General features: G+C 36.7%; 17 protein-coding genes and 1 pseudogene. 9 read left to right on the top strand and 9 right to left on the bottom strand.

Annotation, left to right across the window (positions count from 1 at the left end):
* Nucleotides 1-815: 815 nt before the first annotated feature.
* The 3 genes from KBP50_RS15440 (at nt 816) to KBP50_RS15430 (ending at nt 3258) form a co-directional block, all read left to right on the top strand.
* Nucleotides 816-1628, top strand: a complete 813-nt coding sequence (locus tag KBP50_RS15440) for an alpha/beta fold hydrolase (RefSeq protein WP_050351344.1) — start codon at nt 816-818, stop codon at nt 1626-1628.
* 34 nt (nt 1629-1662) lie between these two features.
* Nucleotides 1663-2595 carry a UDP-N-acetylmuramate dehydrogenase gene (gene murB / locus KBP50_RS15435; protein ID WP_050351343.1) on the top strand — a complete coding sequence of 311 codons (933 nt, stop codon included), beginning with the start codon at nt 1663-1665 and terminating at the stop codon, nt 2593-2595.
* Between the two features lie 450 nt (nt 2596-3045).
* Complete coding sequence (locus tag KBP50_RS15430; protein ID WP_050351342.1) at nt 3046-3258, top strand: YjzC family protein; 213 nt, start codon at nt 3046-3048, stop codon at nt 3256-3258.
* Between the two features lie 203 nt (nt 3259-3461).
* On the opposite strand, the gene ehuA is transcribed toward KBP50_RS15430, so the two are convergent.
* From ehuA to KBP50_RS15390, 8 genes and pseudogenes are all read right to left on the bottom strand, one after another.
* On the bottom strand, nt 3462-4232 hold the full coding sequence (gene ehuA, locus KBP50_RS15425; RefSeq protein ID WP_050351341.1) for an ectoine/hydroxyectoine ABC transporter ATP-binding protein EhuA: 771 nt from the start codon (nt 4230-4232) through the stop codon (nt 3462-3464).
* Nucleotides 4232-4942: an ectoine/hydroxyectoine ABC transporter permease subunit EhuD gene (ehuD, locus tag KBP50_RS15420; RefSeq protein ID WP_050351340.1), complete on the bottom strand. Its 711-nt coding sequence runs from the start codon at nt 4940-4942 to the stop codon at nt 4232-4234. The genes ehuA and ehuD overlap by 1 nt, the downstream gene beginning before the upstream one ends.
* A complete protein-coding gene (locus KBP50_RS15415; RefSeq protein WP_072742446.1) occupies nt 4939-5601 on the bottom strand; it encodes an amino acid ABC transporter permease in 663 nt (220 codons plus the stop codon). Before KBP50_RS15415 ends, ehuD begins: the two co-directional genes overlap by 4 nt.
* A 620-nt stretch (nt 5602-6221) precedes the next feature.
* Complete coding sequence (gene ehuB, locus KBP50_RS15410; RefSeq protein ID WP_050351339.1) at nt 6222-7100, bottom strand: ectoine/hydroxyectoine ABC transporter substrate-binding protein EhuB; 879 nt, start codon at nt 7098-7100, stop codon at nt 6222-6224.
* A gap of 797 nt (nt 7101-7897) precedes the next feature.
* Nucleotides 7898-8035, bottom strand: a pseudogene (locus tag KBP50_RS22520) (hypothetical protein); the annotation flags it as partial.
* Nucleotides 8036-8250: 215 nt separating this feature from the next.
* Nucleotides 8251-9618: a gluconate:H+ symporter gene (locus KBP50_RS15400; protein WP_050351338.1), complete on the bottom strand. Its 1368-nt coding sequence runs from the start codon at nt 9616-9618 to the stop codon at nt 8251-8253.
* A 46-nt stretch (nt 9619-9664) separates the two neighbouring features.
* Nucleotides 9665-11221, bottom strand: a complete 1557-nt coding sequence (gntK, locus tag KBP50_RS15395) for a gluconokinase (RefSeq protein ID WP_050351337.1) — start codon at nt 11219-11221, stop codon at nt 9665-9667.
* Nucleotides 11211-11939 (bottom strand): GntR family transcriptional regulator, encoded by a 729-nt coding sequence (locus KBP50_RS15390; RefSeq protein ID WP_050351336.1) that lies wholly within the window; start codon nt 11937-11939, stop codon nt 11211-11213. Before KBP50_RS15390 ends, gntK begins: the two co-directional genes overlap by 11 nt.
* A 555-nt stretch (nt 11940-12494) precedes the next feature.
* Between KBP50_RS15390 and KBP50_RS15385 the strand changes: the two genes are divergently transcribed.
* Entirely contained in the window at nt 12495-12698 is a 204-nt protein-coding gene (locus KBP50_RS15385; RefSeq protein ID WP_050351335.1) for a hypothetical protein, read from the top strand.
* Nucleotides 12699-13449: 751 nt separating this feature from the next.
* On the opposite strand, the gene KBP50_RS15380 is transcribed toward KBP50_RS15385, so the two are convergent.
* The gene (locus KBP50_RS15380) at nt 13450-13593 is read right to left on the bottom strand and encodes a hypothetical protein (protein ID WP_157858455.1); all 144 of its coding nucleotides are present in this window, start codon (nt 13591-13593) and stop codon (nt 13450-13452) included.
* A gap of 1139 nt (nt 13594-14732) precedes the next feature.
* On the opposite strand from KBP50_RS15380, the gene KBP50_RS15375 reads away from it, so the two are divergent.
* Genes KBP50_RS15375 through KBP50_RS15355 form a run of 5 tightly spaced genes read left to right on the top strand, consistent with a single transcriptional unit; the run spans nt 14733 to nt 20783 of the window.
* The gene (locus KBP50_RS15375) at nt 14733-16070 is read left to right on the top strand and encodes a radical SAM protein (RefSeq protein WP_050351334.1); all 1338 of its coding nucleotides are present in this window, start codon (nt 14733-14735) and stop codon (nt 16068-16070) included.
* The gene (locus KBP50_RS15370; protein WP_050351333.1) at nt 16067-16774 is read left to right on the top strand and encodes a TorD/DmsD family molecular chaperone; all 708 of its coding nucleotides are present in this window, start codon (nt 16067-16069) and stop codon (nt 16772-16774) included. The genes KBP50_RS15375 and KBP50_RS15370 overlap by 4 nt, the downstream gene beginning before the upstream one ends.
* 22 nt (nt 16775-16796) lie before the next feature.
* Nucleotides 16797-19382 carry a molybdopterin-dependent oxidoreductase gene (locus KBP50_RS15365; RefSeq protein WP_050351332.1) on the top strand — a complete coding sequence of 862 codons (2586 nt, stop codon included), beginning with the start codon at nt 16797-16799 and terminating at the stop codon, nt 19380-19382.
* A gap of 3 nt (nt 19383-19385) precedes the next feature.
* Entirely contained in the window at nt 19386-19919 is a 534-nt protein-coding gene (locus KBP50_RS15360; protein WP_050351331.1) for a DMSO/selenate family reductase complex B subunit, read from the top strand.
* A 15-nt stretch (nt 19920-19934) separates the two neighbouring features.
* The gene (locus KBP50_RS15355; protein ID WP_050351330.1) at nt 19935-20783 is read left to right on the top strand and encodes a dimethyl sulfoxide reductase anchor subunit family protein; all 849 of its coding nucleotides are present in this window, start codon (nt 19935-19937) and stop codon (nt 20781-20783) included.
* Nucleotides 20784-20941 lie beyond the last annotated feature (158 nt).

Raw genomic sequence — 20941 nt, 5'->3', positions numbered from 1 at the left:
ACCATGATCCAAAAATATGCGGAGAGCATGCCTCTATATTGAAGGAAAAGCATTTAGAACGCTTTGGTATTTCCATTTCCCGGCGAACGTTGGCAAATTGGATCACTTATCGAGCCAATACTTGCCTCTCTTATTTATAACCAACTGTATCGCATCTTTTAAACTAAGATAGCCCCATGTGGATGAAATGACGCTACAGGTTCTTTCCGAACCGGAACAGACTGCCACCTCAACATCCTACACGTGGCTGTACCGTACAGGAAACAATCAAGCCCTTCGTTATAGGAAAAAAGAAGTTAGTTGTTCAGTAATACGGCAAGAGGAGCAACTTTCAGCGCAACTGTCTATAGCATTGTGGAAACCGCAAAGGAAAATGGGTGAAGCCCATTTCATTATCTTTAATATTTATTTGAGGAATTTCCCAATATGGTTCACACGAGCAAAGAAAGATTAGAGCAGTTTCTGCCTTGGTCATCGACAATATGTGCAGTTGATAATTACAGTATTCCATTGCAATTTACATGTCTATTCTTTTAAGAGGTCTTTAGATTAAACTATAGTTGTGCGTAGGGAAAAGAACCTTCACTAATCAAAGTTTCATTTTATTATCACAGGAAAATCCGTTTCGACCATGATATAATATAAAAAGTGAGCGTATGTTATGATGAATGTTTCATAAAATGAAAAATGATTCGTTCTTGCTCAAGAGAGGTTAAAAAGGCCGGTCTGACGGAGAATTTAATGATAAAGAAGTGTAGCCTTTTACTGGCTATTGGACTATTCTTCGTTAGTATAATGAAAGAGGAAGGTTTTTCTTGAATAAAAAACAGATGTTTAGTGTAGGATCTTTCGGTTTAGTCATCATAGTCTTTATCATACTTACCTGGATGCCGAATAGAGCAATTTCCAATTTTGATAAAATTCGACCAACATTGTTCGTGCATGGATATAAAGGTACTGAAAATTCATTTGGATTTATGCTGCAGCGCTTTGAGCATGAGTATAAATGGGGGAATAAAGCGCTTATTTATTATGTAACAAAACAAGGTGAAGTAAAGAAATATTATCCACGACTTGGGGAAGAAAAACCGCTCTATGTTCAAGTAATCTTTGAAGATAATCGGGCTAGTTTTGATATGACTTCTAGCTGGTTAGCGAATGTATTAAAAGATATGCAGCAGACATATGGTGTTGATGATGTCAATATTGTCGGACATTCGATGGGGGGAATTGTGTCATTGGAATATATAAAGCAATTTCAAGGAAAATCATATCCGTCCGTCCACAAGTTTGTAGCGATAGGGAGTCCATTTGATGGGATTTATAGTGAAAAATACTTTCAAATTAACCATGATCCAGCTGCAATCGACTTACGACCTGATTCAAAAGCGCTCCAACATTTAAGGGATCGATCTTTTCCAAAGCATACAGAAGTGCTCAGCATTTCCAGCACAGGAGATGCGATAGCAGTTCCAGAAAGCGTGCATGCGTTACGTAATATAGTACCGCATCAACAATTGACAGAGATCGTTATCAATGATAGAAGATTAGGACATAGTGACCTACATGAAAGCAGGAAGGTAGATCGTTATATTTATGAATTTCTGTGGCAAGACCAAGTTCAATAGCTTACAATAATATGGGCGAATAACTATAAAAGGAATGATAGGTGTGGGAAGGAATCATCATATGTACGGCAAATTAACGGAAGTAACATCCGAGAAAAATGTGATGGTGGACGAACAATTAAGAAACCATACGTATACTCGATTGGGAGGGAAGGCGGATTTCTTAGTCACACCAGAAACGTATGAGGAAGTACAGGCAATTGTAAAACTTGCTAACCAAGAAGAAATAGCCTTTACGCTGTTAGGAAATGGCTCCAATTTAATAGTAAAAGATGGCGGCATTCGTGGCATTGTCATGAATTTAAAAAAGCTTAACTCCATTTGGAGAGAAGACGATAAAATTATAGCACAAAGCGGAGCAAGAATCATTGATGCTTCTCAGCAAGCACTAAAGGAAAGTCTACATGGACTTGAATTTGCTTGTGGTATACCTGGTTCCGTCGGCGGAGCTTTGTATATGAACGCAGGAGCGTATGGTGGAGAAATTAAAGACGTGCTGGAAAGTACAAAAGTGATAACTCGGGAAGGGGAGGTCCTAACTCTACCTGCTGCTGATCTTGGCTTGCATTATCGAACAAGTAATATACCTGAAAAAGGATATATCGTATTAGAAGCAACATTTTCATTGCAAACAGGAAATGCCGAAGAGATAAAAGCCATTATGGATGATCTCACGTTTAAACGAGAGTCGAAGCAGCCATTGGAATACCCTTCTTGCGGTAGTGTATTTAAACGCCCGCCAGGATATTTTGCTGGAAAGCTGATTCAAGATAGCGACCTGCAAGGAAAACAAATTGGTGGTGCACAGGTATCTACAAAACACGCCGGCTTTATCGTGAATAAAGATAATGCCACAGCAACAGAATACATTGAATTGATACGCTTTGTACAATCTACCGTCAAGGAAAAGTTTGGTGTGAATTTAGAGCGAGAAGTACGAATTATTGGCGAAGATCCTACAGAATAATTGAGAAACAGCAACCAGTCTAGCATGGGTTGCTGTTTTTGTATAGACTTTGAATGGAAGCGCGAGTGCATCTATTTTTACCGCGAATAGTTTTTATTTACTTCGGCAAGTAAGTGGGGAATAAGCCGCTATGCCGATCTTAGGGTGTTTTTGTTCGATAAGGAAAATAGACATCCTCGAAATGATAGTCACATTCGCGATAAGGGCAGAACCCAGCTCGATCTAAAGGGTACTCCTGCTCACTTATAGTTAGCTTATGCTAAAACTGTGCATTTTTTTGTTCCACTCACAGATACTCATGCTCGAACTGTACAGATATTCTGTTCGTTCACTTAACAACTGCAGGAGAAAATAATAAAATGATGTGGGAAATTTACTTTATATTTCCTAATTATAAACCTGTGAAAATGAGGCAAAATAGGAAACACAAACATGTAAGGAGTGATTAACATGGGTGAGCGATCAGAATTTCGTTCTGGTGACAAGGCGCCTAATAATGGTGTTTACATTGAAAGCGGGGAGACAGGAAGCAACGTAAATGATCCCCAGCAAATTAAGTTAGAAGCGGGAGAAAAATTTCCTGAGAATACAAATCATAATCGCGTCTGGATAAATAAACGGCACCTATCCAAGCCTGGTGTGCAGGGGCGCAGCAACAATTGAGGATAGCGGTATAGCTATTGAAGGTAGATGGAGTTTGCCATTCTTCATTGTAGTTTTAGTGCTATTCCCAAAAAGTATTGTAAAGTGAGCAAATGTGAATAAAGCAGGTCTTTACGTCTTTTTGCTAGAGGAACTTCCATTCTTTCTTTCATTAGTAATAGCACCCTACTAGGCAGAAAGCTGCTTAGTCAGGGTGCTGTTATTTATGCTCGGAAACGATGCAAAAACTCCTGTAAGCGTTGATTACTAGAATGCTCGATAACTTCACTAGCTGATCCTTGTTCAGCTATCACGCCTTCATCTAAAAACAGCACTTTATCGGCAATATCTAAAGCGAAGTCCATTTCGTGAGTTACAAGGATCATTGCCATGTCATCGTTTTGGGCAATATCGCGGATGACCTGTAACACTTCTCCTACTAATTCTGGATCAAGCGCGGAAGTGACCTCATCAAATAACATAATTTTTGGTCGCATAACAAGTGCTCGAGCCATTGCTACTCGCTGTTTTTGTCCACCAGACAGCTGGCTCGGATATTGATCGACTTTATCTGCTAAGCCAACCCGATCCAACATTTCAAGCGAACGTTTCTTTACTTCTTCCTTTGGTTCCTTTTTTACGTGCAGTGGAGCCGTCATGCAATTTTCTAAGATAGTCATGTGAGGAAACAAGTTGAAATGCTGGAATACCATGCCAATATCACCGCGTACTGCTCGTAAATGCTTTTCATGAGCACGAACACGCCTTCCTTTTTTCTCCATCTTCCACAAGTTTGTACCGTTTACGATTATATCTCCAGATGTAGGTTCCTCCAGAGTCATAAGCATACGAATGATGGTAGTTTTACCTGATCCACTCGGTCCAATGATCGCGACTTTTTCTGCTGGACGAATATCTAAATCGATTCCTTTTAATACTTTAATATTTCCAAAGGATTTATGAACGTCTTGAAATGTGACGATTGGTTCAATCATTATGCTGTCGCTCCTTTACTTCTGGTTAAAACTTCTTTTTTATCAAAGCGTCGATTCATTTTTTTCTCTATTCTGTTTATGATTATAGCAGATGGATAGCTTAAAACTAAGAAAAGAATTGCAACAATGGTTAATGGTTCTAAATATGTCCAATTTTGCGCCCCATAGCTATTCGCAATATGGAGAATACCGACAACGCCAATTGTTGATGCTAATGGAACTTCCTTAAACATGATGATTAAGTAATTCCCAAGCATGGGAATCGTTGGCGGGATTGCTTGCGGCAAAATAATTTTCGTCCATTTTCTACGTTTGGAAAAATTTAATGCCTTTGCGGCTTCCCATTGCCCCTTTCCTACACCTTCAATTCCAGATCGGTACACTTCCGCAATATACGTACTAAAGTGAATACCTAAACCGAGCACCGCACTGGTGAATTCGTTCAATGCAAAACCAACAACAGGAACCATTGGCCAAGCAAAATAAATAAAAAACAGCTGGACTAACGGAGGAGTAGAACGAATAAACTCCATAATCCATGTAACCAACAAACGGAGAGGCTTTAAAGGAATCATTTTTATAAACAGCCAAAAAAATCCAAATACAAGGGCAAAGGCATAGCAGACTATAGTTAAGCCGAGTGTGATGCCAAGACCATCGATAATTTTCGGGAAGGCATCTGCAAATACGTCCCAACTCCAATTATTCATCCACTAGCCACTCCCTTCTTTGAGAACGACTCCATCTTACGTGTTAAAAATATAAGCGGAAGGGCTAAAATAAAATAAAATACTAAGACGAGCAAATAAACGGTAGGTGCTTGTGATAAATTTGTGCTACGAATAATATTTCCATGATAAAGAATATCCTCCATACCGATAAGGGAAACGAGGGAGGTAGCTTTTAGCATTTGAATGGAATAGTTTCCAAACTCAGGAAGCATCATCCGAATTGCTTGCGGCAAAATGACAAATCGCATGCGCTGATAACGTGACATATTCAAAGCCGTTGCTGCTTCAGATTGACCCTTTGTAACAGCAAGAATGGATCCACGCACGATTTCTGACATGTAAGCCCCGTAATTTAAAGAAATAGCGATAACCCCTGCCCACCAATTACTTCCTAATTCAATACCGAATAACATAGGAATCGCATAGTAGAGCCAGAACAATTGTACAATTAAAGAAGTACCACGAAAAATTTCTACATAAAATCCTGTGAATTTACGAAGAAACATATTAGAAGACATACGGCATAATCCGGCAATAAACGCAAATAAGTAGCCAAAAAAGGCAGCTCCAATTAAAACCGTAATTGTAATGGTTAACCCTTTTGTTAAATCGGGAAAAATTTCTATGATTGCCTGAATGAGTACCACTCCTTAATAATCTTTGGTGTTTCACTTATCTAATAATGAGGAAAGCAACTGTAATCTTGTTTGTTGTTCAATAGTGTAGAAGACTTTTTAAAAATGACGCGTTCAAAGGTAGAAGGAATCGCTTAAGCAAATTGATTGCTATTCCATAATTGTCGGAATGGAATTTAATTCCTATATTTTAAACTAGAGCAGCAAGCAAAGAAATACGTTCCATCCAGTTGAACAACATCTAAGACTTGCGTTTCGTATATAAGGTGCTGGAAGACTCCCAATTCAGGAGTTATCAGTACTGCAACAAGTCTAAGTGGGAGATAACAACACCTAAATGCCAATTCGTTTATCTAACAATCAGTGTAAAACCCCCACTGATTGAAGATTAACTTGATCGTATCGGATAACAACATAGTGAACCTCTATCAAAACAACAATGAAATTCCAACCAGCGGGGATTTACCCCCACTGATTGTTAGAAGCACAAGGCTATGACAGCAATACATCGCGCGCAGAAAAAGTGTGTTTCTTTTTCAAGAACGCCTGAGACCATAGCCGACCTCGATCCTTTTTACCACGCACTTTTAAAATAAAATGGGGTTGAAATTTGAATAGTGGGTTTAAATATCCCCATTACAAACCTTCTCTGTCGTAACGTCGTCCTCGACCATATTGTTGGCCTCACTAAAGCCATTTGCTTCTAATAATTCCGCTACTGTCCCATCAGCTTTTAATTTAGCTAACTTCTCGTTATACGCATCACGTAAATCTGTATTGTCTAAATGAAAAGCAGCTGCACCATAGCTTGGAACTCCTTCAACATCAGGTTGCTCAAATCCTTCGACAAATTCAAGCTTATTGGAGTTAACTGATTCGAGGGCCATTTTAATCGTCATCTCTGTACCGGTGGTCGCGTCAGCTCGACCGGACTCCACCGCTGAAAAAGTAGCCGGTATATCTTCAGCATTCGTTATTTGTTTTTCGCTAACGCCTTCTGATTTTAAAAATACATTTTCTGTAGCGCCAGACATGACAGATACCGTAACATCTGGATTATCAGCAATATCTTTATAACTCTTTAAGTTTAATGGGTTTCCTTTTTTGACAATTAATCCTTCTCCATATTTCATTTCTGGTTCGCCGAAAGCAGCGTTCTCACAGCGATCTGGATTAATTGCCATCCCAGCTGTAATTACATCAAACTGACCAGCTTTTAATCCGGGAATTAATTGCCCGAAATCAGCTAGTTTGCTGTCCACTTTCTCTATTCCTAATTCCTTAAAAACAGCTTTCGCAATATCTACAGCGGCTCCTTTGAGCTCCCCATCTTCTTCATAAGCATACGGTTTTTCATTGGCAAAACCGATCGTGACTTTACCGGATTCTTTTAATTCATCCAATTTACTTCCAGATGCTTTACTGGAATCAGTTTCATCTGATCCACATGCTGCTAAGACAAATATAAAACCTAAAATCAATGTAAGTACGATTTTTTTCATGAATTTAATTTCCTCCCTTACTAATTTCCTTTACGTAAAAAGGAACTAAATGTGAGTGTTCAAAAGACGATAACAATAAGATTTAATAGCAATTTACGTATGACTAATAATGCATTGTGGGAACGCTAGGACCTGTGAAGCAACAAATAAATGCAGACCATCTTAATTATCAGATTTTTTGAACAGCCACTATAAAAAATGTTACAGGTATTTTACAGAACGCTCAAACGCTGTATTTTTTGATAATTTGTAATTAAATGTTAAATTTATGGTTGATACTCGTATAATTAGAGATAACGTATACATGCTATAGGATAGTCAGTGAGGCTTTCATATGGTACGATTTTGTCCCGTTGTATGCATTGAAAATAACCAGAGTGACGAGTGATTGTACCCCTTTTATCAGTAAATAAACTAATTCACTACTTTTGTAGAAGAATAGGAAACGAATATATGGAAAACATTTGTAAATAGTGGGTTTTTTCAAAGTGGTCAAATCTAATTTTGAAGTTGACAAAAGAATTATATTCGCAGTTATGGATCAATGACTGCGCATACTCCGATTGTTTTTCCTACGTTATTTGATGTTCTCTCTTTGGGTGCAGGAAGAAGATCCTAGAACCGTTGGTCAGTTTTTACTACATATGTAAAAAGTATTTTTAAAAAAAGGAAAACAGCTCAAAAAGTGAAAATGACGCCTCAAAGAATGTTAAATCAGCATTCTTGGGGCGTCATTTAGATGCTAATTAGTCAAAGTCGGACTTTTTAGTAACCCAACCTAGCGATCATTTTGCCTTCTAATCTGTGTGAAAAATTCCTTGTTTATCGACACGTTTGTACGTATGGATGCCAAAATAATCGCTTTGTGCTTGAATAAGTTCCGCTAGTTGGAGAACGTAGCTGTCATAAAAGGATAATAATGAGCTAAAGCATCGTAAGGGTAAACGGTTTTATAGTAACTAGCCTTAAAGCTTCTTCATGTTATTAGCCTTAGAGTGCAATGTAATACATGTATTAAGTTTGGATTCGATTTATAAGCTCCACTTTACTATTATGTATCCTATTTTTTGCTAGACTTGATCGCATAACTCCCAAAAAATGCCGATTGTATTTTTCAATGTATGCAAATCATTGCAAGTTTGAGTATTATTTAAACAAAAATACTTAAAAGCAAGATAAATCCAAGACTTATAATGGAGATAATCGTTTCTAGTAATGTCCAAGTTGAAAATGTTTCTTTCATTGTTAAACCAAAGAATTCTTTAAACATCCAGAAACCTGCATCATTAACATGGGAGGCAATAAGACTTCCTGCACCAGTAGAAAGAACCATCAAAGCAAGATTAACATCAGACCCTTGCATTAATGGGATAACTAAACCAGCAGTTGTTAATGCGGCAACAGTTGCTGAGCCCAATGCAATCCTTAAAACAGCCGCAATCATCCAAGCTAATAGGATTGGTGAGATGCTACTATCTGAAAAAATGTTTGCGACAGCATCTCCTACTCCCCCATCAATTAAAACCTGCTTAAATACACCGCCCCCACCAATGATAAGGAGCATCATACCGATAGAACGAATCGATTCCTCAGCTGAAGCCATGACTTGTTTCATTGGAATACGTCGGGCAATTCCCATCGTATATACCGCAATCAAAACGGAGATTAGGAGAGCTGTTGTAGGTTCACCGATTAATTGGATGATATCAAAAAGGATATTGTCCGAAAGTTTCCATATATCTTGTAAGAGCTGGATGATGGTTGCTATTGCCATTAAAATGACTGGAAATAAAGCCGTCATTACACTGATACTAAAACCAGGTGTTTCCTCTAGTTTAAAATCCTTCACTTCGCCTACAGAATCAACACTTCCAGTTTTTAAAAAAGCATCTGGGACTAACTTTTTCGCTAAGCTAGTAAATAAAGGGCCAACAATCATTACAGTAGGAATTGCAATGATAAGTCCATATAATAAAACCATTCCAATATTTGCTTCATACTGCTGGGCAATGACAGTTGGTCCTGGATGTGGTGGCAAGAAACCGTGAGTGACGGATAACGAAGCAGCCATTGGAATACCTAAATATAAAATAGACACTTTTAATTGCTTGGCAATTTGATAAATAATTGGAATAAGTAAAACGAGTCCGACCTCAAAAAACAAAGCAATACCAATAATAAATGAGGCAATGACAACAGCCCATGAAATATTCTTTTCACCGAATTTATGAATCAATGTCATTGCTATTCGCTGGGCACCACCAGCATCTGAAACTAATTTTCCTAAAATAGCGCCAAAACCAAAAATTAATGCAATACTGCCCAATGTTCCCCCCATACCAGCTTTAATCGAAGATACAATTTCATTAAGTGGCATGCCTAAAGCTAAAGCAACTAAAAATGCTACGACTACTAATGAAATAAAGGTGTTCAAATTTAACTTCATAATTAAAAACAATAAGACAATGACTCCTAAGGCAACAATAAGTAAAGGAAATAAGTTATCTGTAAATGACATAGGATGTGTGCTCCAATCTATTTTTTAGTGAACGATTGCTACATGGTTAATTGCATTTATTGCTTTCTTTTTTTTGAAAGGCAGAGAGTTTTTGGTATTCTGATTCTAATTGTCTTGATATGTTGATAAAAATAGGAATGAGCTCTCTGTAAACGTTTTTATTTTCGGGATTTGGTTGATGTGTATAAGTAGCACCAATAAGATCGTTGAAGACTTCAAAAGAGTCTATTTTTTTCTCAGCATATAACCCTAAAAGACAAGCTCCTAAACAAGAAGATTCATAGCTTTCGGGAATAATAACGTTATGATCAAAAATATCAGCCATCATTTGCCGCCATACTTTAGAACGCGCGAATCCACCTGTTGCTTTAATGGAGGTGACAGGTGTATCCATCACTTCTGTTAAAGCTAAGAACACTGTATATAAGTTAAAAATAACGCCTTCTAGAGCAGCCCGAATCATATGCTCCTTTTTATGATTTAAAGTGAGTCCAATAAAAGAACCTCGAACATCTGAATTCCATAGAGGTGCTCTTTCACCCGCTAAATAGGGGTGAAACAGAAGTCCATTGGCACCAGGGTTAACGCGTTCTGCAATTCGAGTTAAAACGTCATATGGATCAATTCCTAGACGCTTTGCAGTTTCAATTTCACTTGCTGCAAGTTCATCACGTATCCAGCGTAACACCAAACCCCCATTGTTTACTGGACCACCAATAACCCAATGATCCTCTGTTAAGGCGTAACAAAAGATTCGTCCTTTTGAATCTGTTCTTGGTTGAGGGATAACAGTCCGGATGGCACCACTCGTTCCTATCGTGACAGCAACGTCCCCCTCTTTTATCGCGTTTACTCCAATATTTGAGAGCACACCGTCACTAGCTCCTATGACAAAGCGCGTGCTTTCCAAAATCCCCATTTCTTGGGCAAATTCAGGATGGCAACCTGTAAATGATTCTTTTGTTGAAACAAGACGTGATAATTTTTCTTCTGTAATATTGGCAATTTCTAGGGCGCTCTCTTCCCATGCCAATAATTGAAGATTCATCAGTCCCATGGCGGAGGCTATTGAATAATCAACAACATATTCATTGAAAAATTTGTAAAAAACGTATTCTTTAATACCGATGTACTTTTTGGTTTTTCGCGCAATATTTGGTTTTTCATGTTCCATCCAAGCTATTTTACAAAGTGGGGACATAGGGTGAATGGGTGTCCCTGTTTTTAAATAAATCTCGTGTCCATTATGTTTATCTTTTATTTTTTTAGCCCATTCAGAGCTTCTATTATCAGCCCAAGTGATACAGCGAGTTAATGGCTTGTCCTTTTCATCTATTGCAATAACACTGTGCATCGCACTGCTAAAAGAGATAAAGGATAAATCCTTGGGGTCTATTTGTGAATGTTGCATTACATTGGTAATGGATAGAAGAACTGCTTGGAATATTTCTTCAGGGTCTTGTTCCGCGGTTGAAACATCAGGCGTGTATAACTCATAGCCGTTGTTGTCCTGGCTTATAATTTCACCCGTTTCACGAAAAAGAACCGCTTTTGTACTAGTCGTTCCTATATCTACGCCAATCATATATTTATTACGATCCATTAAATTCCCTCGCTTTCTTCATCATCTCTGGGTCAGTCCATAAATCTTCTGCTTTGTTTTGAACATCATGGAAGTTTTTAAAAAAGGCTTCTTTGATAAGCGTTTTTTCTTTCTGTGCCAGGGCTTCAATAATAAGTTCGTGATTTTTAAGGATACGATTAAAATCTTGATAGTTTACTTGGCTTCTATATCGCATCGATAAAATAATTAGACACTCCATGACAGGTCTTAAATGTGTCCATACCATCATAATTTGCCTATGATGAATAGATTTAATAATGGTTTCATGAAATTCTATATCTTTTAAAGAAAATTCATCAATATCTTTATACTTTATCGCTATTTTCATCATTTCCAGAATTTTATTTAGTTCGTTTAGTAATGCATCGTTTTCTGAATTTAATAAACGCTGAACAACAAAGGATTCAATCATTAATCGAATATCATAAATTTCTTCAATATCCGTTTTTGAAATGCCAATCACTGTTGCTCCCATTCTTTCTAAGCGAATTAACTGTTCTTTTTCTAACACTTTTAGGGCCTCCCTTACAGGGGATCTACTTACTTGATATTCTTTTGCTAATTGATTTTCTGATAAAACGGTTTCTTTTTGGATAGCTTGAGAAATAATTCTCATTCTTAATTCGGTAACGAGTCGCTCTCCCATTGATGAAGAAAAAGCTAAGCCTTTTTCAGGGTAGAATTTTTTAGATGTCATATCTCTCCTCCTATTTACAGCTAAAACAATCAATTGAATACTTGTATACAAGTATAATATCACAGGAAAATAACTTTGTAAACGGATTCACAAATGACTCTTTTGAGAGTATTGTAAAATGGTTGTACCTTTTAAGAATTTGCTATACTTTATTTTAAATTGGCTAAATAGCTGTAGAGAGTAATGACGGCAGATCTGGTTCATTATAGCTAGTAAATAGTTCGGCAAATGCATTCATGATGTGAGTAGGTAGTCAAATGATTGATATATGGTATTGAGCATTATTATTATTTATTTATTGCCGGTTTTATAGGGGGGGAATTTATCGAGTGATTTGCTCTGATTTGTTTTTTAATGTATATATCCTTCATGACATCGTGTTACTTCACTGACAAGACTTGGGGAGGTACTTCCTTTTTCATGTCTCAAACCCATTGGGACATAAGAGCTAAGAATTATGAAATTCATTCAAATATTAAAACAATTATCTTAAGATAGTTGTTTTTTCCTTGGAACACCTCTTTATATATTGAATATAAAAAAGGAGCTGGTTATATGAGAGCAAAAGGTAATTGGTTAAATAATGAAGAGCAAAAGGAAGTAATAAAGGAGTTAAATAACTCCAAAGAATTCAAGACCCAAATAAAGGCTATGAAAGAGGAGACTTTCTTTGATGAAAATAGTATTATTATTCCCGTTATAACAAAGTATACTATACGAAAAATCTTTAGAAGAATATTTTTACTCATAAATATTTAACCTCCCTAAATTAATATCAAATTAGGATAAACAAAATTGAATTAATATATATGAAATTAAAGAAAATTATAACACAAGCGATAATGCGCGAAATTTTCCCAATATACTAAATGAATATTTCATGGTATTGTTAACTTGAAGGAGATCGTGGATTTTCATATATATGAAGAAAAAGAAACTAATTAAAAATTAAAAGAAGGGAGGGTAATCGAAAAAGAGAACATTAAGGAAATTCACAAACTCACTAATTGAAGGAAATGAAGCGATTGATAAAAAAGATACGCTAAAATCAGGTGAAAATTGGGTGGGAAAATGAATAAAAATATTTGGGCAAGTATCTTAGAAGTAATATTTCTATTGATTTTGTTGACTTGCTTTATCCATGAAATAATATCAACAAAGATGTATATTGCTTTATCTGTATTTGTAATCTTTCTAGAATTTTTAGTATCAAATGTATTCTTCCGTAAAGAAAAGTAAATATTTTACTTTTGCAACTATCTGATAAGTTTTATTATTGTTATAAATACAAACAGATTTAAACTTAAAGAGGGGGATTAGTAAAATGAAACGAATATTTTTTACTGTTATCGCTATTCCGTTTTGGGAATTGTTGGGGTCAAAAAAAGTTACGTTATCCTAATCTTTTTTTATAATTGGTTAGAAGTTTTTTGATTCATCAATGCTAAATGGGGTGTGGTTCATATATGATAAGAAAGGATGGATTTATTTTGACAGCACATTTATAATGCTACAACGACTTTAAATACTCTTGTTCCATTATACTGTCTCCATATATCTCTTCATAAAACAAAGCTTCTAGTGCATCGTCCGTACCCCCGAGACCATTGTACATCCTTTTTAATAACAAATCTTTATGAATCATCTTTTTCATTTTTATAGGATGAAATCCAATCCACTCTTGGTAAAATCCATCTCCAAATTCTATTAATACTCTATCGTTTACATTTGATTTACCTCTATACCATCTAGTAGTTGTTGATGTATTTCCATCTGTATCCTCGATGGTTATTTGGATAGGTTACACTTAGTTGGACAGATTCATTAAGGTCATATAAACTTGATTCAACAATAAGTCGGAGGAGAGTCCAATATGGCCAAAAGAGAAAGAAGGACATTCAAGGTCACCTGAACACTTTGTAGAAAAGCTAAAGGACAGTGCTGCAGAAGGCAACTCGGAACAATTTAGGTTATTTAAAACAGGCTATTGGAAAACCAATTACAGATGCTTTAAAAGGATTGAGAGGAATTTAAAAAAGTAAAAAAGCATAAATAGAACGGAAGGATATAAACTTGAAACCGATACCAAAATTGGAGCTAAAACCATACAAAATAAGGGACTTTAAAAATCTCCCACAAATACTTGACTCAATCCGAAGTAAACTCCACTTTACTAAAAACGTTTGTAGATGTTAGAATGTAAGTAAATTATTAAATTTTTCCAATAGCCTACGTAAAGGAGACTGTTTTTACACTTGAGAATGCACCTTGGTTGCTTGTAATCGCTTTAGAATTCATACTCATTTGTTACAATCCCTTCCTGATTTACTACAACACGTTCGTAAAAACTATTTCGTAATCTAAGCGGACTTGACCAAAGAAGAGTTGTGTGGTAGAAATGGCATCATACAACTTGTTTGAAAAACTATTAAAAACTTCTACTTTTTATGGAGAAAAGGCGATAATAGCGCCCTTATACCGCATATGACTAGGAGTAAATCCCCTCTATTCATACTACAAGTGAATTTGGAAGACAAGTAGAGGAACGAATCGGGCATTTAGGTGCTGTTATTGCCCACTCAGATCTGTTTGTTTTTACCTCCGGCTCTTGAAGTGGGAGTCTTCTAGCACCTTATATACGGAATAAACTCTCAGTAAATAACCTTTTCTTCCATCTAACGAGTTGAAAAGAATTCCCCATTCATTCAAGGTTTACTTTTGAATATACATGTGTAAGAGAAATTTTTTTACACCTATATGTGAAATATTTCACATAATAAGGAGGCTCATACGATGCTAACAAAAATTACGAAAGAGAATGTCTCCATGATCGAAAATGATTCTTTTCGGAATTACGCGCAGATTTTTGCAGAGATCGAAGAAAATACAATTGAGAGTATAAAGTCATTCGGCTTATCGTTGGAGCAAAATAATGATGAAACTAAAAATGAACGTCTAGCGAGGTTAAGAAAGAAACAAGCTACATTTAGAAATAATGACAAAAGTATTGTTATCAACCAACTATCAAGTGCGTGTGAAGCTTGCCAAACAGGAACTGGAAGCTATACGTCGTTTGTTACACTCAATTGTCATCGTGACTGCTATTTTTGTTTTAACAAAAATCAAGAAGATTACACATTTTATTTACATCATCAAAAAGATGCCAATGAAGAGTTAGCCTATTTAATAGAAAGTGGGTATGTATTAAAGCACCTTGCGTTAACTGGCGGAGAACCACTGCTTTTTAAAGCGGAGACAATCAGCTTCTTTCAATTGGCTCAAGAAATATCTCCAAACACTTATACAAGGTTATATACAGCGGGAGACCTTTTAACTGAAGACATCTTACAACAGTTACAAAAAGCAGATTTAGATGAAATCCGAATTAGCATCAAAATGGAAGATTCAATCAAAAGAAGACAAAGAGTTTTAAAGAAAGTGGAATTAGCTCAAAAGTATATACCTCATGTTTTAGTAGAAATGCCTGTCATTCCTGGAACAAGACAAGAAATGAAAGATTTACTTTTAGCTTTAGATGAAATGGGGATATTTGGTATTAATTTATTAGAATTTTGCTTTCCCTTAGTTAATTCCCGATCGTTTAGTGAAAAGGGATTCACATTAAAAAATCCACCTTATGATATCTATTACAATTATTGGTATGCAGGTGGCTTAGCTGTCGCTGAGAGTGAGGACCTATGTCTAGAGTTAGTAGAATTTGCTATTGATAAGGAGTTAAGTCTTGGGGTCCATTATTGTTCTTTAGAAAATAAATTTACAGGGCAAATTTACCAACAAAATTATAGTCAACCAATGAATGATACATATCATTTTTCCACGAGGGATTATTTTTATAAAACGGCAAAAGCATTTGGGAAAGACAAAGAAAACGTGAGGGACCAACTAAATAGGATCGGAGAACCTTTTATTATTGATAATGACGATGATTTTATTCAGTTCCCCGTTCGTGCTATTCCATTTTTAAAACCTAATGACATAGAATTGGCGATCGTTTCTAGTGTTATCGAAGCTAGGATGAATGAAGAGTTGGTACGCGAAGTAGGTGTTGATTGGACAACACCATCACTATTTGAGCAAACAGATATCGATAGTGTGGAGGGAGAAAGATGAGGAGTTCAGAAGGTGTCTTAGATATGACAGAGGTGTTCTATGCACGACAATTTGTTTACGATGTTTTAAGACGTTTTTTCCTTGAAGAACCGTCGCGGGATTATCTCGCTTATTTTGTACAAGAAAAACTTATTGACTTATTTCCTTTTGTTGAAGAATCAGAAGACATACAAAGAGGAATAACAGAAATAAAAGCATATTTATCCAAGCATAATGTGATTGACAACGATGCAGATTATGAAGATTTACATTGGGATTATACAAGATTGTTTGTAGGACCGTTTGATTTGCCTGCCCCGCCTTGGGAATCTGTTTACGTACGAAAAGATCGTTTGTTATTTCAAAGTAATACGGTAGATGTCCGAAATGTATATCTTCATTTTGGTTATGAAGTGGAACATAAAAATCTAGAAGCAGAAGACCATGTCGGACTAGAGCTCGATTTTATGTTTCATTTAAATGAACTATCTCTCAAAAGTTTGAATAATAATGGTCTAAAATCAAAAGCAAATTTCACTTTTTTAGTTAAAGAGCAAAGGAGATTTTTAGAGAAGCATTTATTGGCGTTTATTTCTGTATTCTCTGAAAAAGTGATAGAGAACGCTCATACAGGATTTTTTACTGGGATGGCGAGGCTGCTAAGGTCATATTTGAAAATGGATGCTGCCATTTTAGAAGAACTTTTAGAGATGGACGAAAATTAAAGTATGAGGGAGGAGCGTTCAAATGTTTGATCTTATGTCAAAACTGAAAAACTATAAAATGTCAAGAAGAGCATTTGTTGGCTGGTCAGCTGCTGTTACAGCTGCAGCGGCAATACCTGTCAGTAGAGGTCTGAAAACAAAAACCGAGCTGAATAAAGTGTTTGCCGCTAGTGAAGGAAATGAAGTATGGAAGTCAGCTGCCTGTTGGCATAATTGCGGTGGACGTTGTGTGAATAAAGTTTTAGTGAAAGATAGCATTGTAATTAGACAAAAAACGGATGATACACATGAGGATAGCCCTGATTATCCTCAACAAAGAGGTTGTTTAAGAGGGAGGTCGCAACGACAACAAGTATTCGGCGCTGATCGACTAAAATACCCAATGAAACGAAAAAACTGGAAACCTGGGGGAGGAAAGAAAGAATTACGTGGCAAAGACCAATGGGTTCGCATTTCTTGGGATGAAGCTCTTGATATTGTTGCAAGTGAAATTAAAAGAATAGCTAAAGTCCATGGAAACAACGCTCTTTGGGCTACAGGTTCTGGAGAAATAACCAAAGTATTGTCTGAAAACGGTGGCTGTACAACAGATTATGGTACGACATCATGGGGGGCTTGGTTTTGGGCCTCAACTATGATGGGAGTGGCAGAGGGATGGGACGAACTCGGTATTAATGACCGTATAGATTTACGCAACTCACAGCTGATTGTTTTATGGGGAGTAAATCCAGCATGGAGCAGTCCAGGTAGCCCGACCTATAATTATTTGCAAGCTAAAAAGGCGGGAGCGCAATTTATTTCGATCGATCCAAAGTATACAGACTCGGCCCAAGTCTTTGGAGCTGACTGGATTCCAATTCGACCAGGAACAGACGATGCGCTAGCTTTTGGTATGATGTATACATTATTAGATGAGGATGATCCAAAGAGTAATCCGCTTATTGATTGGGACTTTTTAAATCGATGTACGGTAGGATTTGATAAGGAACATATGCCAAAAGGGGCAAACCCTAAGGATAATTTTAAAGATTATTTATTAGGAACGTATGATAACCAACCGAAAACCCCAGAATGGGCAGCCAATATTTGTGGAGTAGAGCCTGAAAAAATACGTGAATTAGCACGTAAAATAGGTTCAACAGAGCGTGTAGCTTTGCTAACTGGATGGGCGCCAGCTCGGATAAATAATGGGGAGGGATGGGTTCAAGCCTTTTCAACTCTTGGTTTTATGACGGGGCATATGGGACGCTCCGGGAGAATGACTGGTGTTAGCTGTCATCGATCATCTGGCAATGGCGGTCATTGGCTCGTGAATAAAGGTATAAATGGTTACCCACAACCTGAAAATCCTGTTACTGACTCAATTAATCATAATGAAATATTTTCAGCTATATTGGAAGGGAAATTTCACCAAAAAGGTGAAGGAGAACGAAAAGCCAATATACAGCTAATCTATCATCAGTTTAACGCGACATTACAAACGCGCTCTACCATTTTACAAGGAATTAAAGCACATAGAAAGGTAGAATTCGTCGTTACCCATGCTTATACTTTAACAACAAATGCGAAATATGCAGATGTTGTTTTACCAGTAACGACAGAGTGGGAACGAGAAGGCGGGCTTTTAGTAGGAAATCGAGAAATCCTCATTGCCCACACAAATATCGTTGAACCAATGTATGAAGCTAAAAGTGATGTATGGATTGCGAAAGAATTAATGAAAAAGTTAGGCAAAGATCCAAAAAAGCTTTATCCATTTAGTGAAAAACAGGCATTTTTTAATGAGCTAGCTTCAAGTACTGTCATGAAGGATAATGGAAAAGATTACGAACCACTAGTCGAAATTACGGCAAGGGATATGAAAGAATGGGGAGTTAAAGGGAAACCTCAAAAAGGAAGAATTTCTTTGCGGGAATTTTTAGAAAAGGGAGTCTATCAAGTAAAAAGAAAACCTGGTGACAATTTTGGCTATATTGCTTATCAAGATTTTGTGGAAAAACCAGACAAGCATCCTTTAGAGACTCCAAGTGGTAAATTTGAAATCTACTGTAACACGATTGCAGAGGAATCGAAAGGTGGCTGGACGGAAGTTTCCCCAATTCCAAAATATGTGCCAAAAACGAGAGGTTATGAAGCAACCTTTGTAGATTGGAAGAAAAAGAAAAAAGGAAAATACTCATTCCAAGTCTTCAATCCGCATTATTTAAGAAGATCTCACAGCACATTTGATAATGTACCTTGGCTGCGTGAAGCTATGCCAAATCCCGTTTTCATCAGTAAAAAAGATGCAAAGGAACTTGGTATTAAAGATGGAGACACCGTTCTTCTTTCAAATGAATATGGCAAAACATTACGCCCAGCTAAAACGACAGAAACTTTAATTCCAGGCACTGTAGCTTTACCCCATGGTGCATGGGTAGAAATGGACGAAAAAGAGGAAGTAGACAAGGCTGGGGCAGATAATATGTTGACAGCTCCTATTGCCACTGGTTTGGGCACCTCAGGGTGGAACACCGTGATATGTCATGTAGAAAAGTATAAAGGTGATCCGTTAATTGAAGATGCGAAGTGGGAACAACGTATCATTTTTCCAAATGAGGAGGTGTAATCATTGACTCAAGTAGGCTTTTTTATAGATGTAACAAAGTGTATCGGTTGTAAAACTTGTGTCATTTCTTGTAAAGATAAAAATGATTTAGAAGTAGGTAGAAATTTTCGCAGAGTCTATTCTTTTGAAACTGGAGAGTTTCCAAATCCTAGATTAGCTCATTTATCCATTTCCTGTAATCATTGTGATAAGCCAAAATGTATGGAGAACTGTCCAACAACAGCTATCTATAAGCGGAAAGAAGATGGCGTTGTATTAATTGATCATGACAAATGTGTTGGCTGTAAGTATTGTGAATGGAACTGTCCTTATGAGGCACCACAATATAGTGAAGAATTGGGAAGAATGACAAAGTGTGATACTTGCATAGATTTACGGGAAAATGGTGAAGAACCTGTATGTGTTACTTCATGTCCCATGCGTGCAATAGAATTTGGTCCGATTGATGAATTACGTAAAAAGCACGGAACAAATAGTGATATTTGGGGACTACCAAGTTCAACGATTACGAAACCGAATCTGGTGATTAAGAAGTAAAGGAGGGAAGATAAGATGAATGATTGGTCACTGCTTATTTTTACGATAGCCATCCAAGCTGCTATTGGTAGTATATGGATGTTGTGGATGTTTCAGTTCAAACATAAAAAGAAAACAGACCAAGAAATATTTCAACTTTTTAAAGTACCATTAATCGTTATTGCTGCCTTGTCAATCATTGGTTTAGGCGCATCATTTTCTCACTTAGGAACACCTAGTAATGCGTTTAACACAATTAGAAACATTGGCTCATCCTGGATGAGTAGGGAAATTTTAGTGACAGGGATGTTTATTGGGATCGTTGTGGTAGCATGTGCTTGGGCGCTATATCGGCAAAGAATTTCACCTTGGCTACTATTTGGAGCTGGTCTTATTGGTCTCGTGGATGTGTATTGCATGGCAGCAATATATACAAACTCTTTAGTTGGTCCTTGGAATTCTATTTATACATTTATGTCATTTTATGGCACAACATTCATTTTAGGATCGGTACTTGCTGGTGCTTTACTTACACCAGTCCTATATAAGCAGAAAAAAGACTTAGAAGCAAAGCAATTTTTAAACATAGCTTTCATTATCATGCTTTCAGGCGTTGCATTGCAAGTTATTGGCGTTGCTTTGTTCCCAACCTCCATGCAAGAGATAAACATGATTGGAGAAACCGTAGAAACAGCCATTCTAGCGAGTTATAAAGGGATGATTGCTTCACGGTGGATAATTTCTATTGTGGGAATCGCCTTATTTGGATATTTGACAATATCGACTTTCAAAAAATTATATACGCGTCTGATGATTCTAACGCTGCTTTTATTTGTAATGTCAGAAGGATTAAGCCGTTATGTATTTTATTTATTAGGCTCGTAATATGCTTGCTTTAGCTTAAAAGAACATCAGAATGCATGCTTAAATTTATCTAAATGAATATAAGAATGCATGGTCAAACAAAGAGCATAGGAAACATAAAATGGGTTTGGCTATTACTTTTTGTGAAATTTTGAACAAATTATATTAACTGCGACAGG

Source organism: Virgibacillus pantothenticus, assembly GCF_018075365.1.
Lineage (GTDB): Bacteria > Bacillota > Bacilli > Bacillales > Amphibacillaceae > Virgibacillus > Virgibacillus pantothenticus.
This window is presented reverse-complemented; position numbering and strand designations above follow the sequence as displayed.

Excerpts from the sequence above, each read along its gene's own strand:
- murB (WP_050351343.1), top strand. The coding sequence starts at position 1,663 with ATGATAGGTGTGGGAAGGAATCATCATATGTACGGCAAATTAACGGAA.
- KBP50_RS15430 (WP_050351342.1), top strand. The coding sequence starts at position 3,046 with ATGGGTGAGCGATCAGAATTTCGTTCTGGTGACAAGGCGCCTAATAAT.
- ehuA (WP_050351341.1), bottom strand. The coding sequence starts at position 4,232 with ATGATTGAACCAATCGTCACATTTCAAGACGTTCATAAATCCTTTGGA.
- ehuD (WP_050351340.1), bottom strand. The coding sequence starts at position 4,942 with ATGAATAATTGGAGTTGGGACGTATTTGCAGATGCCTTCCCGAAAATT.
- ehuB (WP_050351339.1), bottom strand. The coding sequence starts at position 7,100 with ATGAAAAAAATCGTACTTACATTGATTTTAGGTTTTATATTTGTCTTA.
- KBP50_RS15400 (WP_050351338.1), bottom strand. The coding sequence starts at position 9,618 with ATGTCATTTACAGATAACTTATTTCCTTTACTTATTGTTGCCTTAGGA.
- gntK (WP_050351337.1), bottom strand. The coding sequence starts at position 11,221 with ATGGATCGTAATAAATATATGATTGGCGTAGATATAGGAACGACTAGT.
- KBP50_RS15390 (WP_050351336.1), bottom strand. The coding sequence starts at position 11,939 with ATGACATCTAAAAAATTCTACCCTGAAAAAGGCTTAGCTTTTTCTTCA.
- KBP50_RS15385 (WP_050351335.1), top strand. The coding sequence starts at position 12,495 with ATGAGAGCAAAAGGTAATTGGTTAAATAATGAAGAGCAAAAGGAAGTA.
- KBP50_RS15380 (WP_157858455.1), bottom strand. The coding sequence starts at position 13,593 with ATGAAAAAGATGATTCATAAAGATTTGTTATTAAAAAGGATGTACAAT.
- KBP50_RS15375 (WP_050351334.1), top strand. The coding sequence starts at position 14,733 with ATGCTAACAAAAATTACGAAAGAGAATGTCTCCATGATCGAAAATGAT.
- KBP50_RS15370 (WP_050351333.1), top strand. The coding sequence starts at position 16,067 with ATGAGGAGTTCAGAAGGTGTCTTAGATATGACAGAGGTGTTCTATGCA.
- KBP50_RS15365 (WP_050351332.1), top strand. The coding sequence starts at position 16,797 with ATGTTTGATCTTATGTCAAAACTGAAAAACTATAAAATGTCAAGAAGA.
- KBP50_RS15355 (WP_050351330.1), top strand. The coding sequence starts at position 19,935 with ATGAATGATTGGTCACTGCTTATTTTTACGATAGCCATCCAAGCTGCT.